Source organism: Ferrovibrio sp. (genome assembly GCF_019636075.1).
In the GTDB taxonomy this organism is placed as follows: Bacteria; Pseudomonadota; Alphaproteobacteria; order Ferrovibrionales; family Ferrovibrionaceae; genus Ferrovibrio.
The window spans coordinates 1-23237 of record NZ_JAHBYG010000056.1 but is presented as its reverse complement, the minus strand read 5'-3'; the positions used below and the strand labels follow the sequence as shown (position 1 = coordinate 23237).

Annotated in this window: 24 protein-coding genes, 1 tRNA gene, 1 pseudogene and 1 riboswitch; of the genes and pseudogenes, 12 read left to right on the top strand and 14 right to left on the bottom strand. The window is 62.7% G+C overall.

The window, feature by feature from the left end:
- Together KF827_RS17845 and KF827_RS17840 are read right to left on the bottom strand one after the other, a co-directional pair.
- Positions 1-200 (bottom strand): annotated as a pseudogene (locus KF827_RS17845) (UDP-N-acetylglucosamine 1-carboxyvinyltransferase); the annotation flags it as partial.
- Positions 201-257: 57 nt separating this feature from the next.
- Positions 258-1253, bottom strand: coding sequence for an adenosine kinase (locus tag KF827_RS17840; RefSeq protein WP_291008340.1), 996 nt, complete (start codon positions 1251-1253; stop codon positions 258-260).
- Positions 1254-1359: 106 nt separating this feature from the next.
- Here KF827_RS17840 and KF827_RS17835 point away from each other — a divergent pair, with 106 nt between their 5' ends.
- From KF827_RS17835 to KF827_RS17805, 7 genes are all read left to right on the top strand, one after another.
- Positions 1360-2817, top strand: a complete 1458-nt coding sequence (locus tag KF827_RS17835) for an amidase (RefSeq protein WP_291008337.1) — start codon at positions 1360-1362, stop codon at positions 2815-2817.
- Positions 2818-2833: 16 nt separating this feature from the next.
- Complete coding sequence (locus KF827_RS17830) at positions 2834-3520, top strand: EI24 domain-containing protein (protein ID WP_291008334.1); 687 nt, start codon at positions 2834-2836, stop codon at positions 3518-3520.
- Between the two features lie 397 nt (positions 3521-3917).
- The gene (locus KF827_RS17825; protein WP_291008331.1) at positions 3918-4418 is read left to right on the top strand and encodes a polymer-forming cytoskeletal protein; all 501 of its coding nucleotides are present in this window, start codon (positions 3918-3920) and stop codon (positions 4416-4418) included.
- Between the two features lie 9 nt (positions 4419-4427).
- Positions 4428-4958 carry a hypothetical protein gene (locus KF827_RS17820; protein ID WP_291008328.1) on the top strand — a complete coding sequence of 177 codons (531 nt, stop codon included), beginning with the start codon at positions 4428-4430 and terminating at the stop codon, positions 4956-4958.
- Between the two features lie 133 nt (positions 4959-5091).
- On the top strand, positions 5092-6000 hold the full coding sequence (locus tag KF827_RS17815; protein ID WP_291008325.1) for a bile acid:sodium symporter family protein: 909 nt from the start codon (positions 5092-5094) through the stop codon (positions 5998-6000).
- The gene (locus KF827_RS17810; protein ID WP_291008322.1) at positions 5997-6935 is read left to right on the top strand and encodes an NAD-dependent epimerase/dehydratase family protein; all 939 of its coding nucleotides are present in this window, start codon (positions 5997-5999) and stop codon (positions 6933-6935) included. The genes KF827_RS17815 and KF827_RS17810 overlap by 4 nt, the downstream gene beginning before the upstream one ends.
- Positions 6932-8188 carry an NAD(P)-binding domain-containing protein gene (locus KF827_RS17805; protein WP_291008319.1) on the top strand — a complete coding sequence of 419 codons (1257 nt, stop codon included), beginning with the start codon at positions 6932-6934 and terminating at the stop codon, positions 8186-8188. Before KF827_RS17810 ends, KF827_RS17805 begins: the two co-directional genes overlap by 4 nt.
- On the opposite strand, the gene KF827_RS17800 is transcribed toward KF827_RS17805, so the two are convergent.
- Genes KF827_RS17800 through KF827_RS17790 form a run of 3 tightly spaced genes read right to left on the bottom strand, consistent with a single transcriptional unit; the run spans position 8172 to position 11534 of the window.
- Positions 8172-8942, bottom strand: coding sequence for a cobalamin-binding protein (locus KF827_RS17800; protein WP_291008316.1), 771 nt, complete (start codon positions 8940-8942; stop codon positions 8172-8174). The genes KF827_RS17805 and KF827_RS17800 overlap by 17 nt on opposite strands.
- Positions 8939-9469, bottom strand: coding sequence for a hypothetical protein (locus KF827_RS17795; protein ID WP_291008311.1), 531 nt, complete (start codon positions 9467-9469; stop codon positions 8939-8941). The genes KF827_RS17800 and KF827_RS17795 overlap by 4 nt, the downstream gene beginning before the upstream one ends.
- 22 nt (positions 9470-9491) lie before the next feature.
- Positions 9492-11534 carry a TonB-dependent receptor gene (locus KF827_RS17790; RefSeq protein ID WP_291008308.1) on the bottom strand — a complete coding sequence of 681 codons (2043 nt, stop codon included), beginning with the start codon at positions 11532-11534 and terminating at the stop codon, positions 9492-9494.
- A 161-nt stretch (positions 11535-11695) separates the two neighbouring features.
- Positions 11696-11903, bottom strand: a riboswitch (cobalamin riboswitch).
- An 86-nt stretch (positions 11904-11989) separates the two neighbouring features.
- On the opposite strand from KF827_RS17790, the gene KF827_RS17785 reads away from it, so the two are divergent.
- The 3 genes from KF827_RS17785 to KF827_RS17775 all read left to right on the top strand — a co-directional run bounded on the left by KF827_RS17785 (position 11990) and on the right by KF827_RS17775 (position 15118).
- Positions 11990-13735, top strand: coding sequence for an ABC transporter ATP-binding protein/permease (locus tag KF827_RS17785; RefSeq protein WP_291008305.1), 1746 nt, complete (start codon positions 11990-11992; stop codon positions 13733-13735).
- A 31-nt stretch (positions 13736-13766) separates the two neighbouring features.
- Complete coding sequence (locus KF827_RS17780) at positions 13767-14639, top strand: helix-turn-helix domain-containing protein (protein ID WP_291008301.1); 873 nt, start codon at positions 13767-13769, stop codon at positions 14637-14639.
- A gap of 71 nt (positions 14640-14710) precedes the next feature.
- Entirely contained in the window at positions 14711-15118 is a 408-nt protein-coding gene (locus tag KF827_RS17775) for a VOC family protein (RefSeq protein WP_291008298.1), read from the top strand.
- A gap of 4 nt (positions 15119-15122) precedes the next feature.
- Here KF827_RS17775 and KF827_RS17770 read toward each other — a convergent pair whose 3' ends face one another.
- Genes KF827_RS17770 through htpX form a run of 3 tightly spaced genes read right to left on the bottom strand, consistent with a single transcriptional unit; the run spans position 15123 to position 16739 of the window.
- On the bottom strand, positions 15123-15428 hold the full coding sequence (locus KF827_RS17770; RefSeq protein ID WP_291008295.1) for an addiction module antidote protein: 306 nt from the start codon (positions 15426-15428) through the stop codon (positions 15123-15125).
- Positions 15429-15434: 6 nt separating this feature from the next.
- Positions 15435-15728 (bottom strand): type II toxin-antitoxin system RelE/ParE family toxin, encoded by a 294-nt coding sequence (locus KF827_RS17765; RefSeq protein WP_291008292.1) that lies wholly within the window; start codon positions 15726-15728, stop codon positions 15435-15437.
- Positions 15729-15770: 42 nt separating this feature from the next.
- A complete protein-coding gene (htpX, locus tag KF827_RS17760) occupies positions 15771-16739 on the bottom strand; it encodes a zinc metalloprotease HtpX (protein ID WP_291008289.1) in 969 nt (322 codons plus the stop codon).
- 88 nt (positions 16740-16827) lie between these two features.
- Here htpX and KF827_RS17755 point away from each other — a divergent pair, with 88 nt between their 5' ends.
- Together KF827_RS17755 and KF827_RS17750 are read left to right on the top strand one after the other, a co-directional pair.
- Complete coding sequence (locus KF827_RS17755; protein WP_291008286.1) at positions 16828-17004, top strand: DUF1674 domain-containing protein; 177 nt, start codon at positions 16828-16830, stop codon at positions 17002-17004.
- Between the two features lie 159 nt (positions 17005-17163).
- A complete protein-coding gene (locus tag KF827_RS17750; protein ID WP_291008283.1) occupies positions 17164-18381 on the top strand; it encodes an argininosuccinate synthase in 1218 nt (405 codons plus the stop codon).
- On the opposite strand, the gene KF827_RS17745 is transcribed toward KF827_RS17750, so the two are convergent.
- The 6 genes from KF827_RS17745 to KF827_RS17720 all read right to left on the bottom strand — a co-directional run.
- Entirely contained in the window at positions 18378-19640 is a 1263-nt protein-coding gene (locus tag KF827_RS17745) for a CaiB/BaiF CoA-transferase family protein (RefSeq protein ID WP_291008280.1), read from the bottom strand. The two genes, KF827_RS17750 and KF827_RS17745, sit on opposite strands and share 4 nt — an antisense overlap.
- A 794-nt stretch (positions 19641-20434) precedes the next feature.
- The gene (locus KF827_RS17740) at positions 20435-20977 is read right to left on the bottom strand and encodes a hypothetical protein (protein ID WP_291008278.1); all 543 of its coding nucleotides are present in this window, start codon (positions 20975-20977) and stop codon (positions 20435-20437) included.
- A 273-nt stretch (positions 20978-21250) separates the two neighbouring features.
- Positions 21251-21472 (bottom strand): hypothetical protein, encoded by a 222-nt coding sequence (locus KF827_RS17735; RefSeq protein ID WP_291008275.1) that lies wholly within the window; start codon positions 21470-21472, stop codon positions 21251-21253.
- A 94-nt stretch (positions 21473-21566) separates the two neighbouring features.
- Positions 21567-21643: transfer RNA gene (locus KF827_RS17730), tRNA-Arg, on the bottom strand.
- A gap of 86 nt (positions 21644-21729) precedes the next feature.
- The gene (locus KF827_RS17725) at positions 21730-22581 is read right to left on the bottom strand and encodes an N-acetylmuramoyl-L-alanine amidase (protein ID WP_291008273.1); all 852 of its coding nucleotides are present in this window, start codon (positions 22579-22581) and stop codon (positions 21730-21732) included.
- A gap of 160 nt (positions 22582-22741) precedes the next feature.
- A partial coding sequence (locus tag KF827_RS17720) for a J domain-containing protein (protein WP_291008270.1) occupies positions 22742-23237 on the bottom strand: 496 nt, incomplete at its 5' end.

Genomic DNA, 23237 nt, shown 5'->3' with positions numbered 1-23237 from the left:
TCCATCATCACATCCACGCCATGCTGCTGCAGCAGATGCGCCATGGTGGCGATATCGGCCAGATGCGGCACGTTGGAAAGCGTGAGCGTGTCGGTGCTGAGCAGCGCTGCCGCCATCAACGGCAGTGCGGCATTCTTGGCGCCGCCGATCGGGATACTGCCCTGCAGCGGCTTGCCGCCGCGAATACGAATACGGTCCATGGAGACTCACATCAGGTTTTCAGGCCGGCGGCGGTTTAGCCGCCGATCATGGCAGGATCATGGCTTGAGCGCCTGCTGGGCAAAGGGTTTGAGCGAGGTGAGCGGCCGCGCACCCACATGGCTGATCACTTCGGCGGAACACAGGCTGCCAAGCCGCCCGCAGGCATCCAGCGGAAACCCGGCGCAGAAGCCGTGCAGGAAGCCGGCGGCATAAAGATCGCCGGCGCCGGTGGTGTCTACCACGCTCACGCCCGGCACGGCGTCGATGATATGCACTTGGGTTTCGGTCAGGATCACCGAGCCTTTTTCCGAACGGGTGAGGGCGGCCACTTCCACCTTGCCCCGCAGCTGCTGCAGCGCGCTATCGAAATCCTTGGCCTGATACAGCGCCACGATCTCGCTCTCATTGGCGAACAGGATATCGATATGGTGTTCCACCAGATGCAGGAATTCCTCGCGGTGACGTTCCACGCAGAAAGCATCCGACAGCGTCATCGCCACCTTGCCGCCGGTTTCGTGGCAGAGCCGCATGGCCTTGCGCATGCCTTCCTTGGCGCGCGGCTGGTCCCACAGATAGCCTTCCAGATACGTCACCTTGGCATCCGACACGGCATTGCCATCCACGTCGTCGGGCGTCATGTCCACGCAGGCACCGAGATAGGTATGCATGGTGCGCTGGGCATCCGGCGTCACCATGATCAGGCAGCGCGCCGTGGAGGGGCCGCTGCTGGCCGCCGGGGTATCGAAGGCCACGCCCAGATCGCGGATATCGCGGGTGAAGGCGTCGCCCAGGGTGTCGTTGCGCACGCGGCCGATGAAGCGTACCCGGCTGCCCAGATCGGCCAGGCCGGCGGCGGTGTTGGCCGCCGAACCGCCAGACATCTGCTTGGTGTTGCCCATGGCCGAAAACAGGCTTTCGGCCTGGCCGGCATCGATCAGGGTCATGTGGCCCTTGGAAAGGCCGCGATCATGCAGGAAGCTATCGGGCACCTGGGACAATACATCCACGATGGCGTTGCCGATGGCCAGCACGTCGGTTTTATGTCGGGTCATGAAAATCTATCCGGGCGCGCGCGTTAACGTTACCATTCCCATACCCCGGCGCTGCCCGGAAGGCAATTCTGCGGGCCGGTAAATACGCCTGATAGGGAGATCGAGAATGCATGAATTGATCCGGCTTTCGGCACGCGAGGCTGTGGCGCGGTTGAAATCGCGCGAAATATCCCCGCATGAGCTGATCGATGCCGCCGAGGCTCGGGTCAACGAGGTGGAACCGGCAGTGAACGCTCTGCCCACCCGCTGTTTCGACCGCGCCCGGGCTTTTGTGGATCGTTTGCCCTGGCCCGAGGATCCGCCGCCCGGCCATCTCTACGGCCTGCCGGTGGCGATCAAGGATTTGCATGAAGTGGCCGGCGTGCGCTGCACCTGGGCCAGCAAGGCGTTTGCCGATCATGTCTCGCAGCGTTCGGATTATTCGGTCGAGCGGCTGGAAGCGCGCGGCGCTGCCATTGTTGCCAAGTCGGCCACGCCGGAATTCGGCGCTGGCGCGCAGACCTTCTCCGATCTGTTCGGCACCACCACCAATCCCTGGAATACCGCGCTCACGCCCGGCGGTTCGTCGGGCGGCTCGGCAGTGGCGGTGGCCACCGGCGAAGTCTGGCTGGCCGATGGGTCGGATCTCGGCGGCAGCTTGCGTATTCCGGCCGGATTCAGCGGGGTGGTAGGCCTGCGCCCCTCGCCGGGCCGGGTGGCGTTCGGGCCGCGCGCGCTGCCCTTCGATACGCTCAGCGTGCAGGGCCCGATGGGGCGCGACGTGGCGGATGTGGCGCTGATGCTGGATGCGCAAACCGGCCTGGATCCGCGCGATCCGCTCAGTCTGCCTGCCCCAGATGAAAGCTATCAAAGCGTGGTGGCGCGGCAGCTTGCAATGGGAAGATTGCCCAGCCGGTTCGCTCCGGGGCGTAACGGCGGTTGCCGCATCGGCTATAGCCGCGATCTCGGGCTTTGCCCGGTGGATGATGAAGTGGCCGCGATCTGCGAAGCCGCGATGCGGCGGCTGGAAAAACTGGGCGCGCAGGTGGAAGATACGGCGCCGGATTTCAGCGGTGCGGAAGACTGCTTCCAGGTATTGCGCGCCATCAATTTCGCCGCCTCGGTTTGGCCGCGCATCCAGGGCAAGCAGCATCTGGTGAAGCCGGAAGTGATCTGGAATGCCGAAAAGGGCCTGAAGCATAGCGGCCCGGAAATCGCCGAAGCGCGGCGTTTGCAAGGGCAGATCTATAATCGTGTGTCGGCGTTTTTCGAACGCCATGATTTTCTGGCGCTGCCCTGCACACCGGCGGCGCCCTTCGATCACCGCCTGCGCTATCTGGAGGAAATCCAGGGGCGCAAGTTCGATACCTATATCAGCTGGTTGATTCTCACCTTCGCCATCACGCTGACCGGCACGCCGGCGATTTCGCTTCCCGTTGGATTCACCCGGGCCGGATTGCCGGTAGGGTTGCAGATCGTGGCGCGGCCGCGTGGCGAGGCGGAGTTGCTGGCGATTGCCGCGCTGCTTGAAAGCGAGCTTGGGCTTACCCATCTCTTGCCGGTGAATCCCAAACAGCCTTCCTGACGTTCAAAGGCACGGCATGATCTTTTCCTCTCTCCGGCTGGCGGTGCGGCAATTGCCAGACCCGGCCTTTCGCGGCGTGCTGCTGCGCAGTTTGGGCGTCACGCTGGTTGTGATCGTGCTGCTGGCGTTTTTGCTCGGCTTCGGCATCAGCGAAATTCCCTCCACCGGCCAGGGCTGGCTCGACAGCCTGATCGGCGTGGTATCCGGCATCGGCTTGTTCGTGATCAAGCTGCTGCTGTTTCCGCTGATTCTGAGCGCGGTGATCGGCCTGTTCCTGGACGATGTGGCCGAAGCGGTGGAGCAGCGGCATTATCCCAAGGATGCGCCCGGCAAGCCGCTGAACCTGATGCCGTCGCTGCTGATGTCGCTGCGCTTTCTGCTGGTGTTGCTGGGCATCAACCTGCTGCTGGCGCCGTTGTATTTGCTGCTGCTGTTCTTCCCGCCGCTGAAATTCGCGGTTTTCTTCGCGGTGAACGGCTATCTGCTGAGCCGCGAATATTTTGAAACCGTGGCCGCGCGTTATGTGCCGCGCCCGGAAATCGACCGTTTACGGCGCCAGCATCGCGGCGATTTGTGGCTTGGCGGCGCGGTTATTGTTCTTCTGTTAACCATTCCCCTGGTAAATCTGGTTGTGCCGATGGTGGCAACTGCGTTCATGGTGCATGTGTTCAAGCGCCTGCAAGGGCGAAATCCGGCATCGTGACTCCCGGTTTGCCGCCCTCTCGTATGAAGAGAGGATGAGGGGATAGCGCATGTTGTTTGGTCGTAAGAAGTCCAGCACCGATTCCGCCGCGATCCTGCCAGCGGCACCTCAGGCCATTGCGCCGGTTGCCGAGGCAAAACCGATCTTGCCTGTTGCACAAAGCGCCGCGAAGGTCGAGGATGAAGATGTTCCGCCGATGCCCGGCCATCTGGCCCGCTTTGGCAAGCCCGGTATATCCGGCATGCCCCAGGCTAATGGCAATATGCCGGCAACCGAATCCGCCGCAGGCGCCGCGCCGCAGCCGGCCAATCAGGGCCCAGGGAATCAGGGCCCAGGGAATCAGGGCGCAGAAATTTCCGCTATCAGCAGCAATGTAAGCAGCAGCCGAGGACAGACCATGAGCGACACCCCCGCCACCCCCGTTTACCGCCCCGAAATCGCCAAGCGTCCGGCGATGGATCTCGGCCCCAAGCCGGTGGCGCCTGCCGCTCCCGCCGCTGCCGCCCCGGCTGCCGCTCCGGCTGCCCCGCGCAGCAACGATGCGCCCGAGCCGAAGGTGCTGATCATCGGCCGCGAAATCAGCCTGAACGGCCAGATCACCGCTTGCGACAAGGTTGTGGTGGAAGGCAAGGTGGAAGCCACGCTCACCGACAGCCGTTTCATCGAGATTGCCGAGACCGGCCAGTTCAAGGGCTCGGCCGAGATCGACGATGCCGAAATCCGCGGCCGCTTCGAAGGCAAGCTCACCGTGCGCGGCCGCCTGCTGATCCGCGGCACCGGCAAGGTGATGGGCGAGATCGCCTATGGCCAGATCGAAGTGGAATGCGGCGGCGAAATCACCGGCACGGTGCAGACTTCCGCCGCCACCCGGCTTGCCACGTCGCACGCTGCCGAATAATTCTTAAATATGACGCGTTACACGGCGCGCCGCTGGCTGAATGGATTCGGCCGGCGGCGTCTGTTTCTGAATGCTCCGCTGCTTTTGTGCTGCCTGCTGCTGGCAGCCTGCGCCGCGCCGCGCCAGCCAGCAGCTCCGGCTGCTGAACAGGCAGCCGCGCCGGCTGTCGTTGTTCCGCCACCCATTGCCCTGACTCTGCCGGCCCCCGTGCCCGGCGAACCGCCGCGCCGCGCCGAAAGCCGCGATGCGGTAGGCAAAACCGCAGCCGAAATGCGCGTGCTGTTCGGCGAACCCGGGCTGCTGCGCCGCGAGCCGCCCAGCGAGGTCTGGCAATACACCGCGCAATCGGTTGGCCAGAGCGGCGGCTGCGTGCTGATCTTCGTGCTCTATCCGGAAAACGGCGCGGATGGATCGGTGCTGCGTGTGCATCACGGCCAGTCGCTGCCGCGCCGGCGCGGCAGCCCGGTGGGCGATGCCGATTGCGTGGAAGCTTTGCTCAAGGTGCCGCCGGTTTCCGTAACGGCAAAGCCCAGCTCCTGATGCCGCCTTCAGGCTGTCGCAAATAAATATACCGCTGCTATCGCTAGGGCAGCCGGGCAAGCCGGCGTAGCCTTTCCTTCCTTTGGCAAAAATGGGATGCTTGCCGGATAAGATCGGCGGGAGGGAGCGGCGCATGGCCATCGACGAGGTGGTGCTGAATATCGATGCCGACGGGCAATTGGCGCTCGGCGTGGTATTGGCCCTGATCATGTTCGGCGTGGCGCTGGATTTGCGCCTGGCCGATTTCCGCGCCGTGCTGAAAAAACCCATGGCGCCTCTGGTGGGCATGCTTGGCCAGGTGCTGGTGCTGCCGGCGACAAGCTGGGCGCTCACCATGTTGCTGCAGCCGGCGCCATCGGTTGCACTGGGCATGATCATCGTGGCGGCCTGCCCGGGCGGCAATCTATCCAACCTGATCACCCATCTGGCGCGCGGCAACACGGCGCTGTCGGTTTGCGTCACCGGGTTGTCCAGCGTTGCGGCGGTGATCACCACGCCGCTCAACATCCTGTTCTGGGCTTCGCTCAATCCGGGCACTGCCAAGCTGTTGCGCGATGTGCAGATCGAGCCGGTTTCCTTCCTGCTGTCCACGTTCATGCTGCTGGCGGTGCCGATGGCGCTGGGCATGCTGCTGGCGCATTACCTGCCGCGTGCCGCCGAACGGCTGCGGCGTTTCTTCCAGCCGGCTTCCTTCCTGTTCCTGGTCGCCTTCATCGCGGCGGCGGCGATTGCCAATGGCAAATATTTCGTCGGCTTCCTCAGCGATATCATGCCGCTGGTGATCCTGCATAATGCGCTGGCACTGGGCCTCGGCTATGGCATCAGCCGGCTGTTCCGGCTCGATGCGCCCGATACCCGCGCCATCACCATCGAAGTGGGCATGCAGAATTCCGGCCTTGGGCTGGCGCTGATTCTCAACCAGTTCGATGCGCTGGGCGGGGCTGCGCTGATCGCAGCCGGCTGGGGCATCTGGCATATCGTATCGGGCTGGACGCTTGCCACCATCTGGCGCTGGCGGGACAGGAAAGCAGCGGCATCATGAGCGGCATTCTGGTCACCGGCGGTGGCGGGTTCATCGGCGCGGCTTTGCTGCGGCATTTGCAGGCGGCCGGCCTGGGGCCGCTTTATGCCGTGGATTGGCGGCCGGTGACGTTGCCGGTCGCGGTGCAGTTCCGGCAACTGGATATCCGCGATGGCCTGGGCCTGCGTGCGGCGATGGTGCAATGGCAGCCCGATGCCGTGGTGCATCTGGCTTCCGTGGTGGCGGCGGGCGGCGATGCCGATCTCGATCGCGCCATCGATGTGGGCGGCACCGAGAATGTGCTGCAAGCCTGCCTGGCGGCCGGGGTGAAGCGCCTGGTGCTTACCTCCAGCGGCGCGGCCTATGGCTATCATGCCGATAATCCGCAGCCGCTGAACGAAAGCCATGCCCTGCGCGGCAATGCGGATTTTCCCTATGCCGACAACAAACGCCGGGTGGAGGAAATGCTGGCGCATTGGCGCAGCGTGCATCCGCAATTGCAGCAGGTGGTGTTTCGCCCCTGCACCGTGCTGGGGCCGGGAGTGGACAATCAGATCACCGCGATTTTCAAACGCCCGATGATTACCGGCCTGGCCGGCAGCGCCACGCCGTTCAGCTTCGTATCGGAAGCCGATGTGGTGGCGGCATTGGCCCGCGCCGCCGATGGCAGCGGCCCGCCGGGCATCTACAATCTGGCCGGCGATGGCACGCTGTCGTTGCGCCAGATCGCGCGCCGCATCGGCAAGCCTTATCTGCCGATACCGCCGGCCTTGATGAAGGCGGCACTTTGGGTCGCCAATAAGCTCGGCCTCACCAGGCTGGGGCCGGGGCAGGTGCGGTTCCTGCAATTCCGCCCGGTGCTGGATAATAGCCGCCTGAAGGCCGCATTCGGCTATCGCCCGCAGCATGATTCGGCCGCCGCCTTCGATCGCTATTGGCAGGGAGCCGTGCAATGACCTGGCTTATCGTGGGTGCCGGCCCGGCAGGATTGGCCGCGATGCGGGCCTTCAAGCAGGCCGGCCTGGCCTGGCAGGCAGTGGAAAGCCATGCCGATGTGGGCGGGCAATGGCTGCATAATGCGGCCAACAGCGCGGTGTATGATTCCACCCATCTGATTTCATCCAAAGGCACCACGGCCTTCACCGGTTTTCCGATGCCTGCCGATTGGCCGGCCTATCCGCATCATGCCCAGATCGGGCAATACATGCGCGATTTCGCCAGGCATTTCGATCTCTATCCCGGCATCCGCTTCAACACCACGCTTACCAGGCTGGTGCCCGAGGGCGATGGCTGGCATGCCAGTTTCGATGATGGCCGCAGCGGCGTGTATGTGGGCGTGGTGATCGCCAATGGCCATCTCAGCCAGCCCAGCATGCCGGCTCTGCCGGGCAGCTTCAACGGCACATTGTTGCATTCCAAGGCCTACAAGAACCCGGATATTTTCGCCGGCAAGCGGGTGTTGATCGTGGGTGCGGGCAATACCGGCTGCGATATCGTGGTGGATGCGGTGCATCGCGCCAGCCGCGTGTTGTGGAGCCTGCGCGGCGGCAATCATTTCACGCCGAAATTCGTGGCGGGCAAGCCTGCCGATGCCGGCAATCACAATCGCCGCTTCGTGCTGCCGCGCTGGCTGCGTTCGCGCCTGCATGAAGCGGCCTTGCGCATCCTGGTGGGGCCGCCCGAACGGTTCGGCCTGCCCAAGCCGAAACACCGGCTATACGACCGCACGCCGATCGTGAATTCCCTGGTGTTGCAGCATCTGGGCCAGGGCGATGTGGATGTGCGGGCGCCGATCGAGCGGCTGGATGGCGATCATGTGGTGTTCAAGGATGGCCGCCGCGATGCAGTGGATATCGTGCTGTTGGCCACCGGCTATCGCACGGTGTTTCCCTTCATCGATACCGCCGAATTGAACTGGCGCGATCCGGCGCCGCAGCTTTATCTCAACATCTTTCCGCCCCGGCATCACAACCTGTTCGTGGCCGGGCTGCTGGAAGGCGCCGGCATCGGTTGGCCCGGACGCGATCTGCAGGCCGAAGCGATTACCGCCTATATCAAGGCCATGCCCGAGAAACGCGCGGCATTCCAGCAGCGCGTTGCCGCCTATTGCGCGGCGCCGCGCCCCGCCGATGCCGGCGAACACGGCATCTTCGTGGATTTTCTGGAATACAAACGCGTGTTGCAGAAGACGATCAGCAGCCTGCGCTGATAATCCGTTTCAGCGCCGCTAGCCCATCGGTGAGCGAAGCCGGGCCTGGCTGCAGGATCAGCGGGGATTTCACTTCATGCAGCCGTTTGTTGCGCACCGCCGGCAGGTTATCGAAGCCCGGCCTTGCGGCAAAGCGCGCGGGCTGGAATTTCTTGCCGCACCAGGATGCGATCACGATATCCGGCGCGCGGGCAATCACTTCGTCCGGCGTGACGAAACGCTCGCGCGCGGCCTTGCCTTGCGCACGATCGGCAAACACATCCTCGCCGCCGGCGATATGGATGAGTTCGGATACCCAGCCGATGGCGCTGATCATCGGCTCGTCCCATTCCTCGAAATAGACTTTCGGGCGTTGCGCGGACTGCACCGGCGCCAGGCCGGCCGCCATTTCGCGGGCCAGCGCCTCGCCGCGTTCGGGCACGCCGGTGATGGCGCCCAGCAGGCGGATCATCGCCAGGATGCCGGCAATGTCGCGCTGATTGAACAGATGGATATTCAGCCCATGGCGGGCCAGATCGGCCAGGATATCGGCCTGCATATCCGAGAAGGCCAGCACCAGATCGGGCTGTAGGGCCAGGATCTTCGCCGTATCGGCGGAGGTGAAGGCGGAGATGCGCGGCTTGTCGCGCCGCGCCTCGGGCGGCCGCACCGTATAGCCGGAAATGCCGACGATACGATGCTGTTGCCCGAGGCGGTAGAGCGTTTCGGTCGTCTCCTCGGTGAGGCAGACGATCCGCTCCGGCGGCCAGTTCACGCGGCTCGCTGCTGCGCCTCGCTGCGGCCGAACAGGCGCAGCAACTGCCAGCCCGCCAGCAGCACGGCGAAGCCGATCAGGTTGGCGCGCAGCACTTCGGCCAGGATATCCAGGCTGAAGGCGCCATCGCTATCGGCGAGCATCCGGCCGGTGAGCCAGAGCGCCGCCTGATAACCGATGAAGGCGGCGGCAAAACCGGCCGGCAGGGCCGACCAATGTTGCAGCCGCGCATTCACCAGGATGGCGGCACTGCCGCCTGCCAATGCGGAGATACCGATGGCCAGGCCCCAGGCATAGCTGTTGGCATCCTGCGGATAGCCCAGCAGGCCATAGCCGATGGCCTGGTTGGCGATCCAGGCCAGACCGATGCTCAGCATCGCCTCGCGCGGCGCCTGATACCGTGCGGCCAATGCCGCAAGGGCGGCAAAGGGCGCGGCACAGGCAAAGGCCAGGCTGAACAGGGTGGCCGCGGCGGCTAGCAGGATGGCTGGGCCGTAGGATGCGCGGATCTGCGTGAGGGCAGGCATATCAGACCTCCGGTTGGTGGTTTCAGAAATCCATGCCTATGCGCGCCATCGCGGTGCGCCCGGGCAGGGGATAGGCATTGTAGGTGCCGAATGTGCTGCTGCTGGCGACCGAGTAGTTGTAATAGTCGCGGTCCAGCAGATTTTGCACCAGGAACGACCAGCGAGCGCTGTTGTCGAACACATCCAGCTTGCCGCTGAGCCGCAGGTCCACCAGGGCATAGGCGGGGATCGTGGGCTGGAAGTTGCTCTGGTCGTTATCCATGCGGCGGTTGCCAACAAAGCGAGTGTCGATATCCAGCAGAAGATATTTCGGCAGGATATCCCAAGACAAGCCGAGTGAGCCAGTCCAATTCGAAACCAGCGGCACCCGGTTGCCGGCATAGCGGCCTTCGCGGAATTCCGATTCCGTGTAAGCCAGCGCGCCGCGCAGTTTCACGCCGTCCATCACGCGGTAGCTGCCGCTGCTCTCGATGCCGCGCCGCCGCGTGGGATCCAGATTGATGTTGTTGAAGGTGGCCGGGCTGTAGTGGATTTCGTTCTCCAGCTCCATGTAATAGGCGCTGATGCGGTAATCCGCCGGGCCGATGCGGCCCTCGAACCCGGCTTCGTAATCCATCGAAGTCTGGGTCTTGAGGCGGAAATTCGCGGTCGGACCGCCGATGCGTTCATCCAGCGTGGCCAGGCGGAAACTGCGGCCCATGCGGGCGAACACGCCAAGCTCCGGCATGAAGTGATGCTCGGCGCCCAGATGCGCGGCCCAATTGGGATCCACATCGTCGAGCGGCCGCACCTGTGAACCGAAACCGCCGCCCGGCGCATTGGTGTTGAAGGCATCGCGCGCCGTGGTTTCGCTGCGCTGATAGCGCAGGCCGCCGGATAGCGCGGTGTCCTTGGTCACGTTCAGCGTGCTCTGGCCATACAGCGCTGCGCTGTCCTGCGCCGCCGTGTAGCGATGGATCGGCGTGTCGCCGGCTTCGCGTTGGCGGTAGGAGCTGTATGAGGATTGATAATAATCGAAGCCGAGAATGCTGTTCAGCGGCAGATCGAAAGGCCGGGCCTGCCAGTTCAGGCGCGGGGTGAAAGACAGCGTGGTCAGTTCGGTATCCACATAGCTGTGGAAGCCGCCGCTATCGCGGAAATTGGCATGCTGTTCCTTGCGGCGCGCGCCGGCATCGATGGTCAATTCGAGGGCGTCGTTGATTTCATAGGTGCCGCCCAGTGCCATGTTCTGGCCGCTGCGGTTGCTGAAATCGAATGGCGTGGTGGCGCCTTTGCGGTCGCTGGCCATCAGATCCGATGTCAGGGTTACGCGCCGGGCGCCGGGTGCGCCAAGCTGCTGTTCATCCACGCCGGCAGTGACGTAGAGCTCGCCGAAATCCATCAGGCGGCGGATTTCCAGGCTGGCATTGCGCTCCAGCAGCTTGTTGTTGTCGCGGTAGCCGTCGCTGTTGATGAACCCGGCATAGCCCGAGAAATCGAAGCCGCCGGCATTGAGCCGGCTGGCGACATTGGCTTCGCGCTGGCCCAGGGTGCCGATGCCGAGATCGACCGAATATTGCGGCTGGCCGCTGGGCGTGGCGGTGATGATGTTGATCGCGCCGCCCACGGCGCCATCGCCATACAGCACGGCGGCTGCGTTGCCGCGGATCACCTCGATGCGCTGGATGCTGGATTTCGGAATCGCGGCAAGGTCCACGCCGCTCAGGTCGATATCGTTCAGGCGGCGGCCATTGAGCAGGATCAGGGTGTTGGCGCCGGCCGAGGCGCCGAAGCCGCGCATGTCGATGGTGGTGCCGGTGCCGGCCACGCCGCCGAACAGGCTGCGCGTCTGGATGCCGGGCTGGCGCGACAGCACATCCTGCAATGTGTCCCCGGGCGTGCGGGCAATCTCTTCGCTGTCGATCACCGTGGTGGAGGCGCCGGTGATGCCGCCGCCCAGGCGGCTGGCGGTGACGGTGACGGCCGAAAGCGTGGTGGCGCCATCCTGCGCGCGTGCAGAGAGGGACAGGCCGGTTATCAAGGTAGTGCTGGCCAGAAGGGCCGAGACAAGGCGCATATTGCGCATCGCATGCTCCATCGTTCGGATGCAGCCCGAGATATTCCCGGGGCTGGGCATCCATGGGACAAGCCCGTGACGACGGATTTCTGGCTAAACTTCCCCCAGCCGGCGCACAGGCAACGATGCCACCGCTGCGAAAGCCGCTCCGTATGGTGCTCCCCGCCCATCGGTTGGGTGACTGTGGCGGCAGGTCTCCTGGCTCGCGCTTCAGCGTCCGTTCCGGCCTTCCCGGTTTCCCAGTGGCCATAGGTGGAAACGAACTCGGCGCTCACAGTTGCGGGGGCAGCCACGGATAAGCCCATGCGGGCCTGCCGTGTTCCCTCTTGCCTCGTTGGCGGGGTTAACCGCCTTCGAACCGACACGGCGGGCATCATACGCTGCCGCCTGCCGCCGTCAAGGCCATGGAAAAGCCAGAAATTCCGGCCATACTGCGCTCCTCGCCGTTCCGTCAGAGGCTCCCCATGAATACGTTCCGTTCCCTCGCCGCAGAATTCTGGGCGCTGACCAAGCCCTATTGGGCGCAATCCGACGACCGCTTCAAAGCCTTCGGCCTGCTGGCTGCGGTGATCGTGCTGAACCTCGCCTCGGTGGCGCTGAGCGTGTGGTTCAACAGCTGGTACAACGATTTTTACAATGCGTTGCAGGAAAAGAATTTCGACGATTTCAAGCGCCTGCTGCTGATGTTCAGCCTGGTGGCCGCCGCCTTCATCGTGGTGGCGGTGTATAAACAATATCTCGGGCAGATGCTGCAATTGCGCTGGCGCACCTGGCTTACCGAGCAATGGCTGGCCGAATGGCTGGCCGACCGGCGGTTTTATCGCGTGCAGGTGTTTGGAAACGACGCCACCGACAATCCGGACCAGCGCCTGGCGGAAGATCTGAAACTCTTCACCACCTATTCCCTCAGCCTCGGCATCGGGCTGATGAATGCGGTGGTGACGCTGTTTTCCTTCCTCGGCATATTGTGGACATTGTCGGGCGATTTCAGCATTACGCTCGGCGGCCATGACATATCGATCCCGGGCTATATGGTTTGGGCCGCTTTGTTCTATGCGATCATCGGCACCTGGCTGACCAACCGGATCGGCCGGCGGCTGATCGATCTGAATTTCGTGCAGCAGCGCTTCGAGGCGGATTTCCGTTTCCACCTGGTGCGGGTGCGCGAGAATGCCGAAGGCATCGCGCTTCAGCATGGCGCGGCTGTGGAGCGCAGCGGTCTGCTGGGGCGCTTCACATCGGTGGTGGGCAATTATCTTGCCATCATGCTGAAGCAGAAACAGCTCACCTGGTTCACTGCCGGCTATGGGCAATTGGCGCTGATCTTTCCCTTCGTGGTCTGCGCGCCGCGCTTCTTTGGCGGCAGCATGCAGCTTGGCGGCCTGATGCAGACGGTGTCTGCCTTCGGTGAGGTGCAGGTGGCGCTCAGCTATCTGATCAATGCTTATACCGATATCGCCGAATGGCGCGCCGTGATGGATCGGCTCACCGGCTTCCGCGCCGGGCTGCATCGCGCCGATGCCTTGGCCAGCCAGAGCCGCATCGTGCAACAGCCCAGCCATGATGGCGGCGTGGCGCTGCACGATCTGGCCTTGCAGCGCCCCGATGGGCGTGCGCTGCTGCGGGCGGATGATCTGCATCTGGCAGCCGGCGAGCGCCTGCTGGTGACGGGCAAATCCGGTGGCGGCAAAAGCACGCTGCTGCGCGCCATTGCCGGGCTCTGGCCATTCGGCGAAGGCCAGGTGCATCGGCCCAAGGATGAGGATTGCCTGTTCCTGCCGCAGCGGCCCTATCTGCCGCTGGGCAGCCTGCGCGCTGCCCTGGCCTATCCGCAGCCGGCAGACAGCTATGCCGATGCCGATGTGAAAGCGGCATTGCATGTGCTCGATCTGGATGGCCTGGTCCCACGCCTGGATGAGGAAGCCAATTGGGCGCAGATTCTTTCGGGCGGCGAACAGCAGCGCGTACAATTGGTGCGCGCCCTGCTGTGTAAACCGGCCTGGCTGTTTCTGGATGAGGCCACGGCGGCGCTGGATGAAACCAGCCAGTCGCGTGCCTTGCAGGCGCTGCGCCAGCATCTGCCGCAGACCGGCATTATCAGCATCGGCCATCGTGGGGCATTGCAGGCCGCGCATGACAAGCTGGTGCGGCTGGAGGCACCACAGGCTGCGGGAAGCCTGGCCATATTGAGTGCACCAATCCCGACTTGAGCAGCCGGGGATTCCATGCCCATACTGGCCCATGCAGGGCGATATGCGCGTGGTGGAGCATAGCTCGGAACTTGGCGCCTGGACGATGCTGTTCGCATCGCCCGATCCGCGCCTGCGCGGCTATGTGGAAAGCTATGGCGGCTATCGCGAGCATGGCACGGCGTTTTACAGCCGGCGCGAAATGCCCGGCGGCAGCGTGGTGGTGTTGCTCAATTTCGGCGATCCGCTGCGCATCACCGATACAGTGGGCGACAGCCTGGCTTTCGGCGAATGCCAGGGCTTTGTCGGTGCCTTGAGCGATTCCTATGCCGTGTCGGAAACCAATGGCGCCCAGCGCGGCATGCATGTGATGCTCACGCCATTCGGTGCGCGGCGGTTGTTCGGCCTGCCGCTGCATCACCTGGCCAATCGCGTGGTGCGGCTGGAGGATCTGCTCGGTTCCGAAATCCACGCGCTGCTGCATCGCCTGCGCGAAACCCGCGATTGGGCGGCGCGGTTTGCGCTGCTCGACGATCTGCTGCTGCGCCGGCTGCGCGATGCCAAATCCCTGCCGCGCGATTTGCTCTGGGCCTGGCGGCAATTGGCCGATAGCCAGGGCAACATGCCGATCGCCGATCTAGCCGCGCGGCTGGATTGCAGCCGCAAGCATCTGGCGGCGCGCTTTGCCGATGAAGTGGGCCTGGGGCCGAAAACCATCGCGCGCATCCATCGTTTCCAACATGCCATGGGGCTGATTTCGGCGGCCGATAGCGTGGATTGGAGCGATCTGGCGCTGCAGGCGGGTTATTACGACCAGGCCCATCTGATCCGCGAATTCCGCGCCCTGGCCGGCAGCGCGCCGGGCGATTTCCTGCGCCGCCGATTGCCGGATCATGGCGGCGTGATCGGCGATGCCGGGCGGTAACATTTATCCAATACGCCAGGATGCCGGTCTGCCAGGGTGCGCGGGTCGATAACATCAGCAGGAGAGGCCCGATGCGCCCCAGTGTTTATCCCTATCTGCGGTATCGCGATGCCAAGGCGGCGGTGAAATTCCTCACCGAGATTTTCGGCTTCCGCACCGTGATGGTTGCCCCAGGCAATAACGGCGGCATCGCCCATGCCGAACTGGCTTTCGGCAACGGCATGGTGATGCTGGGCGATGGAGATGGCGGCGCGCTGGCCATGCAGCCGCGCGGCGCCGGCAGCAGCGATAGCGGCGGCATCTATGTAGTGGCCGAAGATATCGATGCGCTGTATGCCAAGGTGCAGCAGGCCGGCGCCGCCATCGTGATGGCGCTGCACGATACCGATTATGGTTCGCGCGACTTCACCTGCCGCGATGGCGAGGGCTTCCTGTGGAGCTTCGGCACCTACCAGCCGGATTTCGACGCCAGGGTTTGAGCGATCAGGCTTCTATCGGCTGGGCAACCAGCTTCACGCCCAAGGCGGTGCAGACACGGTTGACGGTATCGAAGCGCGGCTCGCTGCCCGGGCGCAATGCTTTATAGAGCGCCTCGCGCGTGATGCCGGCGGATTTCGCAATCTCGCTCATGCCGCGCGCCCGCGCGATATCACCCAAGGCGGCGGCCAGCAGGCCGGCATCATTGGCCTCCAGGATATCGCTCAGATAAGCGGCAATCGCTTGCTCGTTGTCGAGATAGGCTGCCGGATCGAAATCTGGCAGCTTGTCTGCCTTGATGCGCTTGCTCATGGTGTATCACTCCAACAACGCCGCCAATGCCTTGGCGCGCTTGATATCGGTCTTCTGTGTGCGTTTGGATCCGCCGGCGAGCAGGAGGATCAACTGCTTGCCATGCCGGGTAAAATAAATTCGCCAGCCGGCACCGAAATGGATGCGCAGTTCGGAGATGCCTTCCCCAACCGGCTCCACATCGCCCATCAAGCCACGCTCCAGCCGCTTGATGCGCGCCACGATCACGCCCTGCACCTGGTTATCTGCCAAGCTATCCAGCCAGGCGGTGAATTCAGGCAGCGCCTTGATCGTGAACATGCGTCACTGTAATCGAACGATTACAGTGACGTCAAGAGGGCCTTACCGCCGCCGACCGCTCGAGGGTACAGAGCTTCTGCCGGGATTGCCGTCGCCGGATGCGCCGCCGAAGCTGTTGCGCGGGGCGGTTGCGGCGGCGGCATAATTGCGGGCGCGGCCCATCATGCCGCGTGCCAGCTCGCGCAGGGCGGCCACGCGGTTCTGCGTGCTCGGGTGGGTGGAGAACAGGTTGTCGGCGCCACGGCCCGAAAGCGGGTTGATGATGAACAGATGCGCGGTGGCCGGATTGCTTTCGGCGCGTTCGTTGGGGATATGCGCCGCGCCCTGGCTGATGCGTTCCAGCGCCGAGGCCAGGCCTTCCGGGTTGCCGCTGATTTCCGCGCCCATGCGGTCGGCGGCATATTCGCGGCTGCGGCTGATCGCCATCTGCACCAGGCTGGCGGCCAAAGGCGCCAGGATCATCAGCGCGATGCTGCCCACGATGCCCAGCGGATTGCGGTTTTCGCCGTCGCGGCTGCCGCCGAAGAACATGGCGAAATTCGCCAGCATGCCCACCGCGCCGGCCAAAGTGGCGGTGATGGTCATGATCAGCGTGTCGCGGTTTTTCACATGCGCCAGCTCATGCGCCATCACGCCGGCGATTTCGTCGCGGTTCAGCATGCTCAGCAGGCCGGTGGTGGCGGCCACGGCGGCATTCTCCGGGTTGCGGCCGGTGGCAAACGCATTGGGCTGGGCGTCGTCGATCAGATACACCTTGGGCATCGGCAATTGCGCGCGCTGCGCCAGTTCCTGCACCAGGCCATAGAAATTCGGCGCATCCTGCGGACCGATCTGCCGCGCGCCATACATACGCAACACCATCTTGTCGCTGTTCCAATAGGCAAACAGGTTCATGGCGCAGGCAATCGCAAACGCGATCATCATGCCGCCGCTGCCGCCGATCAGATAGCCGACGCCGACGAACAGGCCGGTCATCGCTGCCAGCAAAATCGCCGTCTTGGTGTAGTTCATTGTCACCCTCGCTAAAGCCGCCTCTTGGGGTATTCAGGCGTGTGCCTTATATGTAGGGAGCCGCCGATTTGCTGCAAGAGAGTAAGCCATGTCTGCCGAACGACCGAAATCCCCGGAATCCGAGCAAACCGCGCTTAAGCCCGCCATGCCGGAAAAACCGGCCATCACCCAGACCCAGGCGCCTGGCGAGGTGAACGGCCCCAAGGGGCTGGAGCCGACCCGCTATGGCGACTGGGAGCGCAAGGGCATAACGTCGGATTTCTGATGCCCGGGTTTCTGATGCCCGGATTTCTGATGCCCGGGCAGGCGGGGCGGGGTGATTTCTAATTTGTTCTCCCGCCGCCGGGCGTAGCGGCCTTGCGCCGGGGAGTCGCTTGCCTATACTCCGGCGCGATTTCAATAAGCCTTTGCTATGGAGCGCGGCATGGCCTCGAAGAGCGGCGTGAAGAAAGTGGTGCTGGCCTATTCCGGCGGCCTGGATACCTCGGTGATCCTGAAATGGCTGCAGGAAACCTATGGCTGTGAAGTTGTGACCTTCACCGCCGATCTCGGCCAGGGCGAAGAGCTGGAGCCGGCGCGCCGCAAGGCCGAAATGTTCGGCGTGAAGGAAATCTTCATCGAGGATCTGCGCGAGACCTTCGTGAAGGATTACGTCTTCCCGATGTTCCGCGCCAATGCGCTGTATGAGGGCCTGTATCTGCTGGGCACCTCCATCGCTCGCCCGCTGATCGCCAAGCGCCAGATCGAGATCGCCCGCCAGGTGGGCGCCGATGCGGTGTCGCATGGCGCCACCGGCAAGGGCAACGACCAGGTGCGCTTCGAACTGGGTTATTACGCGCTGGAGCCGGGCATCAAGGTGATCGCCCCCTGGCGCGAATGGGATCTGAATTCCCGCACCGCGCTGATCGACTTCGCCGAGAAGCACCAGATTCCCATCGCCAAGGACAAACGCGGCGAAGCGCCGTTTTCGGTGGATGCCAACCTGCTGCATATCTCGGCGGAAGGCAAAGTGCTGGAAGACCCCTGGGAAGAGGCGCCGGATTTCGTCTATAGCCGCACCGTCGATCCCGAGAAGGCGCCCGATAAGCCGGAATATATCGAGGTGGAATTCAAGAATGGCGACCCCATCGCCATCAATGGCGTGGCGCTGTCGCCGGCCGCCTTGCTCACCAAGTTGAACGAACTGGGCGGCAAGCATGGCATCGGCCGGCTCGATCTTTTGGAAAACCGTTTCGTCGGCATGAAGAGCCGCGGCATCTACGAAACCCCCGGCGGCACCATCCTGCATCTGGCCCATCGCGGCATCGAGCAGGCGACGCTGGATCGCGGCGCCATGCATCTGAAAGACGAGCTGATGCCGCGCTATGCCGAGCTGGTCTATAACGGCTTCTGGTTCTCGCCCGAGCGCGAGATGCTGCAGGCGATGATCGACAAGAGCCAGGAGAATGTGGAAGGCTTCGTGCGCCTCAAGCTCTACAAGGGCTCGGTCAACGTGGTCGGCCGCAAGTCGCCGAAGTCGCTCTACTCGCTCTCCCATGTCACCTTCGAGGCGGATTCGGTCTACGACCAGAAGGACGCCCAGGGCTTCATCAAGCTGAACGCCCTGCGCTTGCGTTTGCTGAATCGTCAGAAGGGCCGTTAAGCCAGCACGATCCCCTTGGCTTGCAGCGCGGCGATATCCGCCGCGCTGAAGCCGGCTTCGCGCAGCACGTCTACGCTATGCTCGCCGATGGCCGGCGGCTGGCGCTGCAGGCGCGTGCGGATACGCTGATCGCCGAATTCCAGCGGCAGGCCGGGAACGGCAACCTGCATACCCTCGCCGCCGCCCAGCGGCGACACGGCGGTGTCGATCAACCCACCATGGGCCAGCAATTGCGGATCATGCGCCAGATCGGCCGGATGGCCCACGCGGGCCCAGGGAATATTGGCGGCCTCGGCGCGCTCTGAAATCTCCGCCACGCTCAAGGCCTGCACGCGCTCGCGCACGATGGGCAGCATCCAGTCGCGGGCCTCCGACCGCGCCGCATTGCCTTGCAGGCGTGCATCCTCCACCAAATCGTTGCAACCGAACGCGGCGCAGAAGCGGCGCCAATGGGCATCGCTGGTCACGCCCAGGAAAACCATGCCGCCATCGGCCGCCGTAAACACATCGTAGATGCCCCAGGCATTCTTGCGCGCCGGCATTGGCGGCATCGGTTCGCCGATCATGGCAGAGCCCACCGCAAACGGCGCCATCAAAAACGCCGCGCTTTCATACAGCGAAGCCGCCACGCGCTGGCCCTGGCCGGTCTGGTCGCGCTCGCGCAAGGCGGCCAGCACGGCCACCACGCCGAACACGCCGCCCATCATGTCGATCACCGGCGCGCCGGCGCGCAGGGGCTGGCCCGGCGGCCCGGTCATGTAAGCCAGGCCGCTTTGCATCTGCACGACTTCATCCAAGGCGCCGCGCTGCTCATAGGGCCCGGCGAGATAGCCTTTCATCGCCAGATAGATCAGGCGCGGATTGACGGCGCGCAAATCCTCCCAGCCGCAACCCAGCCGCTCGATGGTGCCGGGGCCGTAATTCTCCAGCACCACATCGGCGCCGGCGGCCAGCTTATGCAGCACGGCGCGGGCATCAGGTTTCTTCAAATCCAGCGCCAGGCTGCGCTTGTTGCGGGCATAGGTGGCGAAAAAGCCCGAAGCGAAGCCCGGCAGCTTGCGCGTGGGGCAGCCCTCGGGCGGTTCGATCTTGATCACATCGGCGCCCAGATCGGCCAGCAGCAGCCCGGCGCAGGGCCCCATCACGGTATGCCCGAAATCCAGCACGCGCAGGCCGGCCAAGGGGCGAGGGGGAGATTGGGGCTTTGGCGATGCGTGATCTTGCGTAGCGGGCGTTGCCGCTGTCGATGCTTCAGACACTGAATTCTCCCAGTCTTCCAATCCTGACGGAAGAATACCTAGCGCAAAGGCAGCTAACCCAGCAATGTACCGCCGGTTACTCTCAAGGATTCCAGGATTAGGCATGTGATGTGCATGGTAACATTTGAATGTATTGCCCAGTATAAAATTGTAGGGACTTATTTTTGGATCAGAGTAGAGTATCGATATACAAATATGGAATATAGATTCGATTTTTAACGAGGGCGGAGATATGGCCGATTCTTGAAACCGCTAATACAGAGAAGTGAAAAATCAAATAGTTCGATAAAACTATAATTCATGGGCAGCGCGAGATGGTTGAACGAAAAAACATGACCAGATGTTTCTTGTGTAACAGCGAGGTTCAAGTGGGGCCGCACCGCTATGAAGGTCGAAACGTGCCGGCATGGGGGGTTTTTATCTGCGATACATGCAGGAACGGGAATTGGGATGGTATAGTTCTAAATAGTTATCCGAACTTGATTGAGCATTTAAAATCAAAAGGGATCAACATCACACTCAATAAAAAAGGCTGGCTAAATATACCTCAATAAATTGGTTGGTTTTATCGCTTCCCTTTTGGGGGTGCAGTCTCATCTCAATAGAGCTTTTTTGACGAGGAGAGGAAAATTTACTGCTAGGTTAGAATAAACGAAATGGCCCCCCTCGAAAAAGTGGTGGCCATTTGACTAGGCATCTGAATAAACACGTAAACCAGACAAAAATATTGTGCAGAATGCCTGCTGGTCGCGGTGGGCGCTGTTACAATAGAAAATTGTTTCGAGACAACTTTCTCATTTGCGTAGTGTTTGGGTGACGGAGCGGGCCAAGTCTTTCACCTCTTCCCATAAACGTAAATCTTCTTCGATAAGGTTGGCTTTGTGTATTGCCTGTACCTGAGCTAATCGTGGGTCAGTCTGAATGGGAAGCCGGGCAAGCGTTTGAATGTCGCGTCGAATTCCAACGGTAAGAGAGTGGTAGCGCACTACTTCGGCAGCAAGCTCAGGCCCAAGTATGCCAATCTTTCCGATATTCGATGAGAAAATCGGGTCGGGCTCTGCTCCTACAAATTCAGAAATTCTGACATCTACACCTTGTTTTAATGTTGGTAGAATTCCTTTGAAAAATTGCTCGTATTGACGCCGGACAGACATCGCAATGCCTTCTTCAATTTCTGCGGCCAGAGCAAATGCCAACGAGCGACTCTCATGCTTCTGTTTTCGCCCTTCGAGAAACCAGTTAGATGCAAGTGCGGCAACTGCACCAACGGCGCTAGGACCGATTAAAGGCAGTGTTTTTGTAACAACTAGTTCCGTCAACTCTATCCATGTCGTCATTGCTTATGTCCGATTTAGGGTTGTCTCGATTGCGGGCCATCTCATGGGCCGCCGCCATTTGGTTGCAGCAAAGACCTCTCCAAGCGTTGACATGGTACCGGTCGGGGCGATCATGTAGAGGTAGACATGGGCGACAGTAACTATTAGGCGTTCGGTACATTCGGCGGGCAGCAGGTTAGGTATGCTGCTAACGGACGAAGTGATGATGGGTTCGTGATATCGGACGTGTGCCGCTATCTTGGGCCTTCCGCCAATGAGGTCGTAGCCGCGCATCTAGTGGGCTGTACCGGTTACAATCGGTTCCGAGGGCGACATATCCTGTTGTTTCTGCGCTTGGTGCACATCGCGCGTCTTGAGGCCGATACTGATCTTGGTGCCGAAGGGTTCGTTGCTGTGCGGGTTGTTGATGCCGACGAGAGTAGGCGGCGTTTTCAGTCTGAGGGTCCAGCCGGTATGCGGTCCGCGCGGTTGGAACAGCTGCTTCGCGTCGAGCATGGCGTCTATGGACTTGTCAGTGTTGTACACCGAGTCCAACGCGCGCCTTGTACTACTCGGCACTTTCCCTTGATCCATAACTACTTAGCGAAGTTGGCGTCCCCGGAGAGATTCGAACTCCCGACCCGCTGCTTAGGACGCAGCCGCTCTATCCAGCTGAGCTACGGAGACGTGGGCGGGAAAATACAGTCCGGGGGTGCCGGGGGCAATGATCCGAGGCGGGAATTGCTTCCGCTTCCCGCAGATCGCCGGTCGGCTCAGGCTTCCCGCAGATCCAGCGTCACCGGGGCGATCTGGTCGGCCAGGTGGCGGGCGAGCAGGGCGCGGCTTTTGGCGTCGCGCAGGATGCGTTCGTCCTGCGGGTTGGTCAGGAAGCCGGTTTCGATCAGCACGCTGGGAATGCGCGGCGAGCGCAGCACGGCGAAATTCGCCGAGCGCATCGGGTTGTCGAGCAATTGCACGCGATTGCCGATGCCGTTCACGATGCGGCGCTTGGCGCCCAGCGAGGCATTGTGGTTATGCCGGCGCGCCAGATCGAGCAGGATGGCCGCCGTTTCCTTGTCGGTGCCGCGCAGGTCGAGGCCATACACGCCATCCACGCGGTTCTCGCGCTCGGCCAGGGTGCTGGCGAAACTGTCGGAAGCGCGGTCGGAACGGCTATAGGCGGAAAGCCCGCGCGCCGATCTGTTGGGTGCCGCATCGGCATGGATCGAGATGAACAGGTCGGCGTTATGCTTATGTGCCACGGATACGCGGCTGGGCAGGGTCAGGTATTCGTCGTTGTCGCGGGTGAGCACCACCTTGATGTCGCGCCGCGATTTCAGGATGTCGCGGATCTGCAGGCAGATCGACAGCGTGATATCCTTCTCATGGGTGCCGGATACGCCGATGGCGCCGGGATCGCGGCCGCCATGGCCAGGATCGAGCACCAGCACGGCCGGGGCCACCGGCTTGGGGGTGGGGCGCTGGGCCGGCTTGTCGCGCGGCACCGGCGGCGCCTTGCGCGCAACCTTTTCCTGGGCCGAAGCGGCATTCAGGGCGGCATCCAGCGACAGGCCAGCCGCCAGGCTGCCCAGTACATACCGGATGAACAAACGCCGTTGCATCATACTTCCGCCCAGTTTCCAGCGAATCGGGCGAATCGCCCGTCTCGCGCGAGACGATAGCCAGCACTGCCCCTCCGGCAAAGTGCTTTAATAATGTGTAAAGGGAAAATCTTAAGGCAGCGTTAAGACTTGGCGGCCGAATCTGACTCCGGCTTGAGGTGCTTCAATCCAGTTTGAAGCGCGCCCGCACGTCCTGCCGGTTGGTCTTGGACCAGCCCTCGATGGCCTTTTCCAGCGCCGGATCGGGCTTTTCGGGCAGCACGATTTTCAGCCGGATATACTGGTCGCCGCGATTGCCGGTATCGCCGGCCTTGGGCATGCCGCGGCCTTTCAGGCGCAATTGGGTGCCTGAGGACGTGCCCTTGGGCACCGTCACCGCCACCATGCCATCCACCGTGGGCACCGCGATCTTGGCGCCCAGCACGGCTTCATCCACACCGATCGGCAGGTCCACATGCACGTCGTCGCCCTGGCGGGTGAAGAAATCATGCGGCTCCACCTTCACCTCGATGATGGCATCGCCCGCCGCGCCGCCCAGCAGGCCAGCCTCGCCCTGGCCCTTCAGGCGGATCGGCTGGCCATCGGCCACGCCGGGCGGAATGCTCACATCCAGCTGTTTGCCATTGGGCATGGTGAACCGCCGCTTGCAGCCGCGGGCC

What these genes read in the sequence shown, in the direction of transcription:
- KF827_RS17840 (WP_291008340.1), bottom strand. Translation starts at nt 1,253, where the DNA reads ATGACCCGACATAAAACCGACGTGCTGGCCATCGGCAACGCCATCGTG.
- KF827_RS17820 (WP_291008328.1), top strand. Translation starts at nt 4,428, where the DNA reads ATGACGCGTTACACGGCGCGCCGCTGGCTGAATGGATTCGGCCGGCGG.
- KF827_RS17735 (WP_291008275.1), bottom strand. Translation starts at nt 21,472, where the DNA reads ATGCTCGACGCGAAGCAGCTGTTCCAACCGCGCGGACCGCATACCGGC.
- KF827_RS17805 (WP_291008319.1), top strand. Translation starts at nt 6,932, where the DNA reads ATGACCTGGCTTATCGTGGGTGCCGGCCCGGCAGGATTGGCCGCGATG.
- KF827_RS17835 (WP_291008337.1), top strand. Translation starts at nt 1,360, where the DNA reads ATGCATGAATTGATCCGGCTTTCGGCACGCGAGGCTGTGGCGCGGTTG.
- KF827_RS17750 (WP_291008283.1), top strand. Translation starts at nt 17,164, where the DNA reads ATGGCCTCGAAGAGCGGCGTGAAGAAAGTGGTGCTGGCCTATTCCGGC.
- KF827_RS17725 (WP_291008273.1), bottom strand. Translation starts at nt 22,581, where the DNA reads ATGATGCAACGGCGTTTGTTCATCCGGTATGTACTGGGCAGCCTGGCG.
- KF827_RS17825 (WP_291008331.1), top strand. Translation starts at nt 3,918, where the DNA reads ATGAGCGACACCCCCGCCACCCCCGTTTACCGCCCCGAAATCGCCAAG.
- KF827_RS17830 (WP_291008334.1), top strand. Translation starts at nt 2,834, where the DNA reads ATGATCTTTTCCTCTCTCCGGCTGGCGGTGCGGCAATTGCCAGACCCG.
- KF827_RS17785 (WP_291008305.1), top strand. Translation starts at nt 11,990, where the DNA reads ATGAATACGTTCCGTTCCCTCGCCGCAGAATTCTGGGCGCTGACCAAG.
- KF827_RS17795 (WP_291008311.1), bottom strand. Translation starts at nt 9,469, where the DNA reads ATGCCTGCCCTCACGCAGATCCGCGCATCCTACGGCCCAGCCATCCTG.
- KF827_RS17770 (WP_291008295.1), bottom strand. Translation starts at nt 15,428, where the DNA reads ATGAGCAAGCGCATCAAGGCAGACAAGCTGCCAGATTTCGATCCGGCA.
- KF827_RS17775 (WP_291008298.1), top strand. Translation starts at nt 14,711, where the DNA reads ATGCGCCCCAGTGTTTATCCCTATCTGCGGTATCGCGATGCCAAGGCG.
- KF827_RS17780 (WP_291008301.1), top strand. Translation starts at nt 13,767, where the DNA reads ATGCAGGGCGATATGCGCGTGGTGGAGCATAGCTCGGAACTTGGCGCC.
- KF827_RS17790 (WP_291008308.1), bottom strand. Translation starts at nt 11,534, where the DNA reads ATGCGCAATATGCGCCTTGTCTCGGCCCTTCTGGCCAGCACTACCTTG.
- KF827_RS17755 (WP_291008286.1), top strand. Translation starts at nt 16,828, where the DNA reads ATGTCTGCCGAACGACCGAAATCCCCGGAATCCGAGCAAACCGCGCTT.
- KF827_RS17810 (WP_291008322.1), top strand. Translation starts at nt 5,997, where the DNA reads ATGAGCGGCATTCTGGTCACCGGCGGTGGCGGGTTCATCGGCGCGGCT.
- KF827_RS17740 (WP_291008278.1), bottom strand. Translation starts at nt 20,977, where the DNA reads ATGACGACATGGATAGAGTTGACGGAACTAGTTGTTACAAAAACACTG.
- KF827_RS17815 (WP_291008325.1), top strand. Translation starts at nt 5,092, where the DNA reads ATGGCCATCGACGAGGTGGTGCTGAATATCGATGCCGACGGGCAATTG.
- KF827_RS17765 (WP_291008292.1), bottom strand. Translation starts at nt 15,728, where the DNA reads ATGTTCACGATCAAGGCGCTGCCTGAATTCACCGCCTGGCTGGATAGC.
- htpX (WP_291008289.1), bottom strand. Translation starts at nt 16,739, where the DNA reads ATGAACTACACCAAGACGGCGATTTTGCTGGCAGCGATGACCGGCCTG.